Source organism: Clostridium intestinale DSM 6191 (assembly GCF_900130055.1).
Taxonomy (GTDB): Bacteria; Bacillota; Clostridia; order Clostridiales; family Clostridiaceae; genus Clostridium_T; species Clostridium_T intestinale.
In genome coordinates, this window is sequence record NZ_FQXU01000005.1 from 147,021 (window position 1) to 160,662 (window position 13,642).

Here is a 13,642-nt window from a genome sequence, read left to right on the forward strand (position 1 = left end):
TCTATTAGTTTGCCGGGGGGAGTAAATATGATTTTTGATCCTAAAAAAGTCAAGACATTAAATGATTTAGAGATGGTTGTGTATCAATATGTTGTAGATAATTTAGAGGAAGTATCAAAAATGACAATAAGAGAATTATCAAACGTGTGTCATGTATCTCCATCAAGTATTCTACGTTGCTGCAATAAATTAGGTTTCTCTGGCTATGCCGAATTTAAGTATAAGATTAAACAAAAGGCTCAAGAATACAACTCACAAACAATTGAAGAGTTTTTTGATTTAGGTTCACATATAAATGGGTTTTTAAAGGATGTAAATAAACAGGATTATAGAAAGGTTTTAAAGCCAGCCATAGATATGATAGTAAATGCTCGTCATATAGCTTTTTCAGGAATAGGGACCAGCGGTATATTAGGAGAGTATGGAAGCAGATATTTTACAAACCTGAAGATGAACGCCTATAGTATATCAGATCCTTTTTATCCAATTCCGCCTAGAGGACTTGAAAATACTTTAGCCATAATTATTTCTGTATCAGGAGAAACCGTACAGATGATAGAGAAAGCTGAGGATTTTAAGAGATATGGAGCTAAGGTTCTAAGCATTACAAACAATGAAGAATCAACCTTAGCTAGAATTGCTGATTATAATTTGTCCTATTATATGCCAGAAGTGAAAAGCAAAGAAGAGACATACTTAAACCTAACAACTCAAGTTCCTGTTGTAACCTTAATTGAACTATTAGCCCAGCAGGCATATATAAGAATGAACAAAGAACAAGAAGATTAATCCTTCTTGTTTCTTTTTTTGGAATACGTTCCTAAGAATATGTAAAATATATAAATTTATGTAAACATTTTTTATAATATAAGTGTAGGCTTACAGAAAAAAATATAGGAGGGAAGGATAATGTTAAAGAAATTTCTAACTGGAGTTTTGACCTTAAGCATGATTTTTACGAATGCTAATCTGGTATTTGCACAGGGGAACGCGGTAGTTGATAAAAATAACTACCAGGCTAATGACGCATATTCTTATATAGTTTCGGCGACCTCAGGAAAAGTCATAAGCGTTGCACAAGATGGCTCACTGCTTGAGAATGTTGATCAGACCAATGGAAATGAACTTGGAGACAATGCATTATTTACAGTCCAACAATACCCAACTGTTAATCGTATTCAAATAAGCAGAGTGGATAATCCTAGTAATGTTTGGGTAAGCAGCAATGGAAACTTATTAGCAAATGGTACAAAACAAAGCGAGATGACAACAGGAAAGTGGGAAGGCTTTCAAACAGAAATCGTTGATGGAAGTTCAGGGTTATTAAGATTAAAGAACTTTGAAGGAAAGTATATAAGCGTAAGTAACAACAAATTAACTATCGGTACAACCAGTTCAGATCAGGCAGAAAAATTCTATATAATTTCACCTAAATATAACGATGTTAGTGTATATATTGAACATAAACAATCAGGAAAATATATAAAAGCAGATGGGATTAATGGCAATCCAATAAAGGTTACTGGAGAAAAAACAAATGGAGTTATTTCAGATGACCTAAGATTTTTCCCTTTGTATGGTTCATATGATGGGGTTCCAGTAATGAACTTTGTTTCTAAAGCATTTTCAAACCTAGCTTGGAAATCAGGTGGAGCAGAAGAAGTATTCCAAAATGCAGATGTAAAAGCATGGGGATGGGAATCCATAATAGTATCACCTAATGGAGATGGAACAGTTTCCTTTAAAGATTCACAAAATGGCAGCTATATTACTGTAGTGGATCAAAAGATGAGAAGAGGCTATACAGGACAACTTACTAACAATGAAAAGTTTGTTATCCACTCAGTTACAAAACCAAAGATGGTTTCAAATGTACAAGCTTCTAATACAAATGACACATCATTCAATGTTTCTTGGAGCAGTGTTACTAATAGTATACTTACTGGATATAAGGTTGTTGTAATTAATAAAGCAACCTTGGCGCAAGTATTTAATAAAGAAACAAGTGGAACCTCACTAAACGTTACGAACTTAACACCTGGAACTAACTATACAGTAATGGTTAGTACAGTAAATGGAGATAGTCCACAATCTGAAAGCGTAAATATTGATGTTCAAACCACAAATAGTTCAGGACCAGTTACAACTAGTAATTTAAGTGTTAAGGAAGTTCAAGGAGGACTTCAGCTATCTTGGAAGGCAGTTAATGGAGCAAACAGTTACCAAATATATCGTGCTAGAAGTGCTTATGATAGAGATGGCTACAAGAAAATAGCAGAAGGAATCACTGGACTAACCTATACAGATACTAATATAAACTCAGGCAAGTACAATAACTACTACAAGGTTGTAGCAGTAAATTCAAATGGAGCATCAGGATTATCTGATGAATACACTTCTTTAGAAAAAGAGATGTTTGGTGAAAACATGATTTTCTTCTCCCCATTTGATGATATAGCAAACATTGACAAGGTAGTATTAGATATATTTAAGCTACAAAACGACATAGAAAAAGATGCACAATTTAATGAAAATCGTTTCTCACTTTACTTTAAACCAGGAGATTATACAAGCACAAGAACTATGCCTGTAGGATTTTATACTCAAGTTGCTGGACTAGGTAAAACACCTTATGATGTAAAATTAAACAATCTAGAGGTACCAGCATATTTAGCTAATAACAATGCAACCTGTAACTTCTGGAGATCAGTAGAGAACTTCTCAGTTATAAAAACTGGAGATAACAGCTCTTACTATGGAGGCTGGAGACCAGATCAATTTAACTGGGGAATAGCACAAGCAGCACCAATGAGAAGAATATACTCTCAGCGTCCAGTAAGCTATGACTGGAATTATGGATGGGCAAGTGGTGGATATGTTGCAGATAGTCTTATTGAAGGAGTTACAAGTGACGGTAACAGCTCAGGAACCTTCTCAGGACAACAATTCTATACAAGAAACTCGAATGTAACTGGAAAAGTATATGGAACAACCTTAAATGCCTTTTATCAAGGAGTTATTGCACCTAACTTACCAACAGCACAAACAGGAACACAATTACTAAAAGGTAACGGCTATAGTAACTGGGCAATTCCAACCTCAGATAATCAACAACAAGTTAATACAAGTATTACAAATACTCCAAAAATAAAAGAAAAACCTTTCCTATTCTTAGATGATGATGGAGAATATAAAGTATTTGTTCCTTCACTTAAGACTAATAGTAGAGGAATTTCATGGTCTAGAACCAGTATGGGAACTGGTAACGTTGTTTCCTTAAATAACTTCTATATAGCAAAAGAAGGAGACACAGCTAGTAAAATAAATGGGCAATTAAGCAGCGGCAAAAATATATTCTTTACTCCTGGCGTATACCATGCAGAACAAGTTATAAATGTTAATAATCCAAACACTGTTGTTTTAGGAACTGGTATGGCATCAATTATTCCTGATAATGGAGATGCAGCTATGAAAATTGCAGACGTAGATGGAGTTACAGTAGCAGGATTAATATTTGATGCAGGAGCACACTCAAAAGCATTATTAGTAGTTGGACAAGATGGTGCAAGTAATGATCATTCCTCAAATCCAACACTTTTATCAGATTTATTCTTTAGAGTAGGTGGAACAACAAGCAGCTTAACAAAAGCAGATGACGCTTTAATAATAAATAGTGATGATGTAATAGGAGATCACTTCTGGATATGGAGAGCAGACCATGGTGCAGGTGTAGCTTGGAATGGAAACACATCAAAACATGGATTAATAGTAAATGGTGATGATGTAACCAGCTATGCACTATTCAATGAACATTTCCAAGATTATGATACCCTATGGAACGGTGAAAATGGAGCAACCTATTTCTATCAAAACGAAAAAGCTTATGATCCAATAAGCCAAGAAGCATGGATGTCTCACAATGGTACTGTAAAAGGCTACGCAGCTTATAAAGTAGCAAACAATGTAAACAACCACTATGCAGTAGGACTTGGAATCTACAACGTATTTATATACACAGGTCCAACCTATGATTCAACAGAAGTACAAATAGAACTTGAAAATGCAATTGAAGTACCAAACAAAGAAGGCGTAGTTGTAGAAAATGCCTGCATACAAACCTTCGCAAATGAAAATGCAGTAATGCAAAAATTTAATCACATCATAAATGGAACAGGTGAAGGCGTAAGCAGCGGTATCGACAAAGTAACAGGAGAAAAAGGAGAAGGCTGGTCACGTAAATTCATCCTAAGCTACAAAAATGGAAGAACTGTTAGAGGCTTCAACGGAAGCATAATAGAACAAGGATATCAGCCAACAAATGAATAAGAGTTAATAAAAAGAAGGAGCCTTAGGGCTTCTTCTTTTTTTAAATAATACCTAATATTAAAATATTTTTTAGCCTTAGATTAGCTGATAAAACTTAAGAAAAACCAATATCTTTGAGGAGTTGAACAATTAGAACCCCTCTTAATTTATATATTAACATAAATAAAAGTGCGGAATTGAATTATTATTAAAAACACTAAAAAAATAATAATACGTTAAACAAAATAAATATTATATTGCATATTGACACTGATATAAATATAATATTAAAATATTATCAAGACGTGAGTTGTAACTCACGAGATAGAAAGGGGGAGTTTATAATGGCATATAAGGGATTTGCAATTGATAATTATCTTGATGCAGAAAAAGTTACAAAAGAGCTGGATGAACTTATAAAAAAGCCAGTGCATTCAATAAAAAAAGAGTATTTAGATGAATATATAGAAGAATACTTTAATAAAAAATGTACTAAGTCAAAAGAAATGATTGATGAGGCAAAAAATATTATTCCAGGGGGAGTTCAGCATAATTTAGCCTTTAACTATCCATTTCCAATTGTTATAACAAAGGCAGAAGGTGCAAAACTATATGATGTAGATGGAAACTGGTATTATGACCTTTTACAAGCAGGTGGACCTACTATACTTGGAAGCAATCCTCCTAAGGTTAGAGAACAAGTAATTGAACTTTTAAATACCTGTGGACCATCAACAGGACTTTTCCATGAATATGAATATAAGCTTGCAAAAAAAATATCTGATATGGTGCCATCTGTAGATATGTTCCGTATGTTAGGTTCAGGAACAGAAGCTTGTATGGTTGCAGCTCGTATTGCAAGACTTAAAACAGGGAAGAAAAACATCTTAAAAATGGGAGGAGCTTATCATGGATGGTCAGATCAGCTTGCCTATGGCATAAGAGTTCCAGGAACAAAGGGTATGATGTCAAAAGGGGTACCTGGTTTTGTATTTAAGCATACCGATGAATTTTTCCCTAATGATTTAAATGATTTAGAAAGAAAGCTTTGGAAAAATAAGTTCTATGGTGGAACAGCAGCAATATACATAGAACCAATGGGACCAGAAAGTGGGACAAGACCTGTATCTAAAGAATTTATTAAAGGAACAGAGGAATTAGCCCATAAATATGGAGCACTTTTGATATTTGATGAGGTTGTAACAGGCTTTAGAATAGGTAACAGCGGAGCACAAGGGTATTTTGGTGTAGACCCTGACTTAACTGTATTTGGAAAGATCATAGCAGGAGGATATCCAGGAGCTGGAGGAGTAGGTGGGCACAAGGATTGTATGGCTTACCTAGGAGCAGGACTTGATTCTTCAGGTAAAAAAGTATCTAAGGCTATGTGTGGAGGAACCATGGCAGCAACCCCAATTTCTTGTGTAGCAGGATATGTTGCTCTTTCAGAAATAGAAAGTACAAATGCTTGTGAAAAAGCAGGACGTATGGGAGATAGACTTACAGCAGGACTTCAAAAATCAATAAAGAAATATAACCTACCATTTGTCGCATTTAATCAAGGATCAATCTGCCATTTAGACAATGCAGGAACTATGCACTTTAGCGTTAATCTAATGAAACCATGGAAGATTCCAAACGTATTAAAAGAAACTGGTATACGTCAAAAAGAAATGGAGCACATGGGAGCAGCTTATATGGCTGAAGGAATAGTTACCCTAGCAGGCTCAAGACTTTATACAAGTGCTGCTTACACAGAAGAAATGGTTGATGATTTGTTAGTAAGATTTGATAGAGTATTCTCTAAGTGTGGACAGATTTAAAAAGGGGAATTAGTTTTGAAAGGAGGGTATTATGGCATATTCTATAAAAGAGGGTAAAGACTTAGTTATAAAGGCTGGTAAGATCTTAGTTCAGAGTGGACTTATTGCAAGAACTTGGGGAAATATTAGTGCAAGAATATCTGATACACAATTTGTTATAACACCAAGTGGTTTAGCTTACGAAAACCTAACTCCAGATGAGATAGTAGTTGTAAACATAGTAGACTGTTCTTATGAAGGAAATATTAAACCTTCAAGTGAAAAGGGAATTCACGCAGATGGTTATAGGTTAAAAAAAGATGTAAACTTCATTATTCATACCCATCAAGTAATGGCATCAGCTATTAGTATAGATGGAAAAAGTATAGAAGTTTATGATGAAGAATTAAAAAAAGTACTTGGAGAAAAAGTGCCTTGTGCAAGTTATGGAATGCCTTCCACAAAAAAACTTAGAAAAGCTGTTGAAAAAGTCATAAGTGAAAACAAAAATAGCAACGCTGTTTTAATGAAATATCATGGAACAGTATGTTATGGAAAAGATTTAGAAGATGGGTTTAATATTGCAGAAACTCTTGAAAAACTTTCAAAAGATAAGTTTAATAAGATATTTTCTGAGAAAGAGGAAACCGTAAGCCTACTTAAGGATTATGGGAAAAGTCATCGTAAAGGGGTAAAATTCGTTCTAAATTATGAGGGGAAAACTGAGGAATATACAGTAGGAGAGGTAAAAGAGGACGCTCCTAAGGTAGTAAAATTACATGAAGCTATATATAAACATAGCAAGGTGAATAATATTATTCATGGAAAAGAAGAAGCTATATTAAAAGTCTGTAGAGAGGGCCATGTGCTTAAGCCCTATCTTGATGACCTAGCTCAAATTGCTGGTGTAAATATAAAGTGCTTAAAAGATTCAGAAGATAATATAAAGAATATAGCAAAGGAATTAAAAAATAAAAATGCAATTTTAATAGAAGGAATAGGAGCTTTATGCACAGGAATAACAGAAAGTGAAGCCGAAGCTGTGGATATGGTGTTAAATAAAGGGTGTATAGCAGATATTTATGGAACCAAGTTAAATCTATCTCCTTTAGGCTCACTAGATGCTAATATTCAACGTCTTATATATGTAAAAAAATACTCAAAACAGAAAGATAAAGAGGTATAGAAGATGCTAAGAAAATTGACAGAAGAAAAAATAGAAGAAATTCTAGAAACAGGAATAGCAGAGTTTGCTGAAAAAGGTTTAGACAGAGCCAACGTTAATGTTATTGCAAAAAATGCAGGAATAAGTGTGGGAGTATTATACAAGTATTATGGAGATAAAGAAACCTTCTTCCTAGCTTGCCTTAGAAAAAGTCTTAATGTTTTAGAATCAGTGCTTAAAGAAGTAGTTGATAGTGAAGATAAGATTTTGGTTAGGGCTGAAAAAATGATACGTGCAGTACAGGCTTATTCAAGAAAACACAGCAACTATATAAATATGTATAACGAAATAACCTCAGGTGGAAGTAAAAAGTTTGCAGAGGTCCTTGCAAAGGAAATAGAAACAGTAACCTCAAAAGCCTATAGTGAATTAATAGAAAAAGCCATGAGAGATGGCGATATAAGAAGTGATATAAATCCGCGTATGTTTGCCTTTTTCTTTGATAATTTACTAACCATGATGCAGTTTTCCTATAGCTGTGATTACTACAAGGAAAGAATGAAGATTTTTTGTGGTGAAGATGTGGAAGATAGAGATGAAGAGGTAGTATCTCAGCTTCTTAAATTCCTAGAATCTGCATTTACTTTCAATCAAGCAGAAGTAATCCACAAGTGAAAATAAAATTAAATAAATTGGGGTGCAATTGAACGAAAAGTAGGTGATGGTATGATATATGTAATTGCTTATGACATTGGGACAACTGGTGTAAAAACTTGTCTTTTTAGTATTGAGAAAAACATAGAATTAATAGCTCATGCCCACAAAGGATATAATCTTTATATGATGGAAAATGGCGGTGCTGAGCAAAACCAAGAAGAATGGTGGGAGGCTATGTGCTTAACCACCAAAAAGATATTTGAAAAAACCTCAATAGAACCTTCTGAAATATCAGGAATCTCCTTCTGCTCCCAAATGCAAGGGCTGGTGCTTGTAGATAAGGATGGAGAACCTGTAAGAAGACCTATGAGTTACATGGATCAAAGGGCAGAAAAAGAAATAAAAGAGTGTATGGGAAATGGTATTCAAGTGTCAGGAGCAAATGTCTTTAAACTGGTAAGAAGTTTAATGATTTCAAGAGCTGCTTCAACAAGTGTAAAAGATCCTGTATGGAAATACAAATGGGTTCAGAATAACGAACTAGAGAAATTTAAAAAAGTGTACAAGTGGTTAGATGTAAAAGAATATCTCATAAATAAGTGTACAGGAGAATTCATAATGACTGAGGATTCAGCTTTCTCAACTCTTTTATATGACACAAGAAAAGATAAAGAAGGCTGGAGTCAAGCTTTATGCAAGATGAATGGGGTAGATATGAATCATCTGCCGAAAATAATAAAGTCTACCGACATGGTAGGGGGGCTTAAGAAAAAACCTGCTGAAGAATTAGGTTTAATAGAAGGAACCCCTGTATTTGGAGGAGGCGGAGATGCTTCCTTAATAGGACTTGGAGCAGGTTGTGTTGAACTTGGAGATACTCACATATATTCTGGAACCTCTGGATGGGTTTCAACAGTTGTGGACAAGCAAAAAGTTGATATAAAAAGAATGATAGCCTCAATAGTAGGAGCACAAACAAGATATTATAACTACTTTGCAGAAATGGAGACAGCAGGGAAATGCCTTGAATGGGTGAAAGACCATCTAGCCTTAGATGAGATTGATATATATCTTGAGAAAAAGCAGATAATAGAAAGTGACGAGGCCATTTATAAAAGTCTATATGAGTATCTAATCAAAACCATAAATGAAATAGGACCAGGTGCAGGCGGAGTAATTTTTACACCGTGGCTTCATGGAAATAGATGTCCCTTTGAAGATCCTAATGCCTCGGGAATGTTTTTTAATATAACCTTAGAAACAGGGAAAACAGAACTTATACGTGCTGTACTAGAAGGGATATGTTTTCACCTAAGATGGATGCTTGAGGGACAAGAGGAGAAAATAAAAACCTCAAAAACCATTAGGTTTGTTGGAGGGGGAGCCTTATCAGAAACCACAGCTCAGATATTAGCAGATATTACAGGGCATAAGATAGACATAGTAAAAAATCCTCAAAATGTAGGAGCAGTTGGAGCAGCAGCCTTAGTTGGGGTAGGACTTGGGGTTATCGAAGATTTAAAAGCCATAAAAAACTATATACCAGCAGTAAAAGTATTAGAACCTAATAAAGAAGCAAAAAAGATCTATGATAGAAACTTTGAAGTATTTAAAAGATTATACAAAACCAATAAAGATAATTTTAAGTATATTAGAAATAGTATTTAAAAGTAATTTATATGATACAATCACCTACAAAATGAAATATAAATTAGAAGACAATGGAGTCATCTTAAAATAGATGGCTTCTTTTTTGTTTTGTAGGTGAAAAAAATTAATAGAAAGGATGATGCCATGTGAAAATACTCTTAAAAAATGGGAAGATTTATGATGGAACAGGAAATAAACCTTACATAGGAAGTGTATTAATAGAGGATGAGAAAATAGTTAAGGTAGCTAAAGAGATATTAGAAGACGTAGATAAAACCTATGACTTAGAAGGTTTATCCATATCATCAGGATTTATAGATGCCCACTCCCACAATGATTGGTATGCAATAAAAAAGGAACCTCTACCTTACTTTATACCATTTATAAATCAAGGGATAACCACATTTGTAACAGGAAATTGTGGACTATCACAGGCTGGTTTTGAGAAAAACAGTCCTTATATTAAAAATATTGGAGGGGGACTATTTTCCCATAAAGACACCACAAAAGAATATGGTGATATGGGAGAGTTTTTTGAAGCAATACACAAAAACAATCCTTGCAATATTGCAGCCTTAATAGGGCATTGTTCAGTTAGAGCGGGACTTATTGGACTAGAAAATAAACCTTTAACTCAAGAGGAAGAAGAAAAAATGTTAAATATCTTAGAAAAAGCTTTAGAAGATGGAGCCTGTGGAATATCTTTAGGGTTAATGTATGAACCAGGTTTATATGCAGACACTAAGGAACTAAAAAAGGTTTCAGAGCTTTGTATAAAATATGATAAACCTCTTACAATTCATCCAAGAGCAAACTCCGCAGTTTCAATGGCGTACCCTGAACTTTTTGGGCGTTCCCATTTATTAAGAGCAGTTGATGAACTTGTGGAAATATCAAAAGGCACAAACCTAAAGCTTCAGTATTCCCATGCAATATTTGTAGGGAGAAGATCCTTTAAAGATAAGGATGAATTTCTTTCAATAATTCATAAATTAGGTGAAGAGGGTGTAGATGTTGGGTTTGATATCTACCATGAATTAATGGGAGTATCAGTTATAACAGTAATTCTTCCAACTTGGTATCAAGCCATGGACTTAAAAGAAAGAGAAAAACCAATCAATAAATTTAAACTATGGCTTTTATGTAAGGCATCAAGTAAGTTATTAGGTTTTGGATTTAATGATATAGAAATAGCATATATAGGAGAAGAATTCGAAGAATTTGAAGGTAAAACAGTACATGAAATTGGGAAAGAATTAAATAAATCAGATTTAGATACCTACCTTTATTTATGTGAAAAAAGTGATTTTAAAGGAAGAGTAAATATGAAGCCCTATAGCACAGAAGAAATAATAAGCGAACTATCAAAGGAGGATAGCTGTATATACATGACAGATGCTTGGGTGGAAGATAAGGGAGTTCAAAATCCAGCTATATACGATTGTTTTCCAAAATTTCTAAGAGCCTCACTATTAGGAACAGGAGATAGTATGGAGAAAACAATAAGAAAAATGACAGGACAAACCTCAGATAGATTTTCCCTAAAAGACAGAGGATACATCAAAGAAGGTTACTTTGGAGACATTACAATCTTTAATGAAGAGAAACTAAAAAATACCCTTCCAGATCAAAAGAAAGCCTTTGGAATAGAAAAAGTATTTATAAATGGAAAACTAGTATTAGAAAATGGACTCTTAGATGAAGAAGCCCTAAAAACTTCTGGTAATGCAGTAAAAAGTATAAGTGAAAGGAGGATAAAATGAAAAATAAAGATGATAACCTAAAGAGAGAAATCATTCGTGGAATTAAATTTGGTATATTCTCAATATCAGCAGGAATTATAGAAATAATATCTTTTTCAATCTTTAATGAATTAACAGACTGGCCTTACTGGCCAAGCTATGTGATAGCAGTAATACTATCAGTAATATGGAACTTCACATTAAATCGTAGATATACCTTTAAATCCGCAAACAATATAGCAGTAGCAATGACAAAAATCCTTGCCTTTTATCTAGTTTATATACCAGCATCAACCCTAATAGGAAACTATCTAGCAGACACCTTGCACTGGAATGAATATCTAGTAACCCTCCTAAACATGGGAGCAAACTTCATATTAGAATTCCTATATGACCGCTTTTATGTTTTCAAAAAATCCATAGACACAAACCATCTAGCAAAGAAAAGCTCACTATAACTTAGATCCTCTTAATTACTATAGTTAATTAAGGGGATTTTCATATATAAAAGAATCTAATGAGACTTGGGAAGAAGTCTCTACAGGTTAGAAGTGCACCGCCAGTCTAATCATTCTAGACTATATATAATGAAATGGGCACTCTATATCATATTTAAATAGTAGGAATATTGCTACTATATGATAAAAATATTAAATTAATTAGGTGAAAAATGAATAATAAGTAGGCAGAAAAAGTAAACTACCCTATTGACTGGTTGAATGTCATAATTTATTATGTTGAGATTAAAAGGAATTTAATGGAGCTGAGGATCGCTCCTACAGAATATAGGTGCGTAATGTCTTAATGTCGCAATATCCTAATGTCGCAATGTCGTAATGTCTTAATGTCGTAATGTCTTAATATCGCAATGTCGTAATGTCTTAATGTCTTAATGTCACAATGTCGTAATATCGCAATGTCTTAATGTCGCAATATCCTAATGTCGTAATAGCGTAATAACGCTATATCATAATATAGTAATTATATTGAATTATGTTGAGATTAAAAGGAATTTTATTAAATTAGTATCCTTTTAAGAACATTTTTAATAGTATATAAGTATAGTGTAAAATGAGTCGAAAAATGCTCTTAAAGGGATTAATATCAAAGAATGTGATGAAATAATATGTTGTGGCGATATTATTGGAGGTGGGTCATTTCTAGAAGAAACTAAGAAAGTCTTTTACGGTGTTAAATAGATGTAAGTCTAAAGTTTAATTGGTAGTTAACTTCAACATAACCAGTAGCATTATGAGTTGGTAATAGGAAGCTATTGAACGGGGGATTTATATGTTATATTATTATAAATGTGAGGAGCCAAGCCGCTCCTTATTAGTGTCTAACTTGACAATATGACTTAGCTGTTGTAAAATTAAAATCTACAATTAAATAATGCAAATTGCGTTTGAAAAACTTAAAATACCTAACATGGGGGCGTTTTGGCTTCGACGGGGGTAAGATGGGTTTGATAAGCGAGCCGGGGGAAGCATGGTCCCACGAGATCAACTATGCAATAAAGATAAACGCAGAAGACAATTTTGCATTAGCAGCTTAATATAGTTGCTCATCAGCCCAGGGTGCCCACGCCTTGGATCACTGGTGTCATTGAGTGGGAAACGAAGTTTAGCAAAGCTTTGAGCTAGAGGGGTATTTATGAAGCTACTGAAACAGGAAGTCTGTCTGTAGACGTCTTGTGGAGGGAATCCTAAATTACAGAATGCGCTCGGAGAAAGTCAAGCTGGTCTGCTTTCGGACAGGGGTTCGATTCGTAAGATGAGTCGCCTTAAGAAGTGATTCTTAAGTGATAACTTGGCTTTATCGGTGAACCCGAAACAGATAATGCTGTCGGCAATACCGAGAGGTATGTAGAGAAATCTAACAGCCTTGTATCGACTTATAGGTTCCTAAAAGCTTAAGCTTATGGAATACTAAGATAGAAGTTTCAAAACTATATTATAACTTCTATAATACGCCAAGCATCATAATTATAATGATGAAGATATAGTCAGTGCCATACGAAATTATGGATGCACATGACCCCTCGCCTCCACCAAATAATCACTACAATTGTGATACAATTTAGAGTCACTGACATCAGTGGCTTTTATTGTTGTTTCAGGGGAAAATGACTATTGAAAAATTAATATTGAAGGCTGAAATGGATTGTATTTGCCAATTTGTGCGCACCTCTAGTTTTTTAGAAATTAGGGGTGTGCACTTTTTGATAGAAATAATTAAGGAAAATATGATTAAAATACAAATTTGGTATATAATGAAAATAAGAAAAATATAGTAATGGAGCTTATTAATTAAGATATTAA

8 protein-coding genes and 1 other RNA gene are annotated in these 13,642 nt (G+C 34.0%); all 9 read left to right on the top strand.

Annotated elements, in window-relative coordinates; translation table 11 throughout:
- Positions 1-27 precede the first annotated feature (27 nt).
- The 9 genes from BUA92_RS07300 to ssrA all read left to right on the top strand — a co-directional run bounded on the left by BUA92_RS07300 (position 28) and on the right by ssrA (position 13,090).
- Positions 28-789: a MurR/RpiR family transcriptional regulator gene (locus tag BUA92_RS07300; protein ID WP_073018287.1), complete on the top strand. Its 762-nt coding sequence runs from the start codon at positions 28-30 to the stop codon at positions 787-789.
- A 120-nt stretch (positions 790-909) separates the two neighbouring features.
- Positions 910-4,326: a fibronectin type III domain-containing protein gene (locus BUA92_RS07305; RefSeq protein WP_073018289.1), complete on the top strand. Its 3,417-nt coding sequence runs from the start codon at positions 910-912 to the stop codon at positions 4,324-4,326.
- 323 nt (positions 4,327-4,649) lie between these two features.
- Entirely contained in the window at positions 4,650-6,128 is a 1,479-nt protein-coding gene (locus BUA92_RS07310) for an aspartate aminotransferase family protein (RefSeq protein ID WP_073018291.1), read from the top strand.
- A 31-nt stretch (positions 6,129-6,159) separates the two neighbouring features.
- Positions 6,160-7,293: a class II aldolase/adducin family protein gene (locus BUA92_RS23240; protein ID WP_073018293.1), complete on the top strand. Its 1,134-nt coding sequence runs from the start codon at positions 6,160-6,162 to the stop codon at positions 7,291-7,293.
- Positions 7,294-7,296: 3 nt separating this feature from the next.
- On the top strand, positions 7,297-7,947 hold the full coding sequence (locus BUA92_RS07320) for a TetR/AcrR family transcriptional regulator (RefSeq protein ID WP_073018295.1): 651 nt from the start codon (positions 7,297-7,299) through the stop codon (positions 7,945-7,947).
- Between the two features lie 51 nt (positions 7,948-7,998).
- Positions 7,999-9,597, top strand: a complete 1,599-nt coding sequence (locus BUA92_RS07325; RefSeq protein WP_073018297.1) for a xylulokinase — start codon at positions 7,999-8,001, stop codon at positions 9,595-9,597.
- Between the two features lie 128 nt (positions 9,598-9,725).
- A complete protein-coding gene (locus BUA92_RS07330; RefSeq protein ID WP_073018300.1) occupies positions 9,726-11,342 on the top strand; it encodes an N-acyl-D-amino-acid deacylase family protein in 1,617 nt (538 codons plus the stop codon).
- On the top strand, positions 11,339-11,779 hold the full coding sequence (locus tag BUA92_RS07335) for a GtrA family protein (protein WP_073018302.1): 441 nt from the start codon (positions 11,339-11,341) through the stop codon (positions 11,777-11,779). The genes BUA92_RS07330 and BUA92_RS07335 overlap by 4 nt, the downstream gene beginning before the upstream one ends.
- A 980-nt stretch (positions 11,780-12,759) precedes the next feature.
- Positions 12,760-13,090, top strand: a transfer-messenger RNA (tmRNA) gene (ssrA, locus tag BUA92_RS07340).
- Positions 13,091-13,642: the final 552 nt, after the last annotated feature.

What these genes read in the sequence shown, in the direction of transcription:
- BUA92_RS07300 (WP_073018287.1), top strand. Translation starts at nt 28, where the DNA reads ATGATTTTTGATCCTAAAAAAGTCAAGACATTAAATGATTTAGAGATG.
- BUA92_RS07305 (WP_073018289.1), top strand. Translation starts at nt 910, where the DNA reads ATGTTAAAGAAATTTCTAACTGGAGTTTTGACCTTAAGCATGATTTTT.
- BUA92_RS07310 (WP_073018291.1), top strand. Translation starts at nt 4,650, where the DNA reads ATGGCATATAAGGGATTTGCAATTGATAATTATCTTGATGCAGAAAAA.
- BUA92_RS23240 (WP_073018293.1), top strand. Translation starts at nt 6,160, where the DNA reads ATGGCATATTCTATAAAAGAGGGTAAAGACTTAGTTATAAAGGCTGGT.
- BUA92_RS07320 (WP_073018295.1), top strand. Translation starts at nt 7,297, where the DNA reads ATGCTAAGAAAATTGACAGAAGAAAAAATAGAAGAAATTCTAGAAACA.
- BUA92_RS07325 (WP_073018297.1), top strand. Translation starts at nt 7,999, where the DNA reads ATGATATATGTAATTGCTTATGACATTGGGACAACTGGTGTAAAAACT.
- BUA92_RS07335 (WP_073018302.1), top strand. Translation starts at nt 11,339, where the DNA reads ATGAAAAATAAAGATGATAACCTAAAGAGAGAAATCATTCGTGGAATT.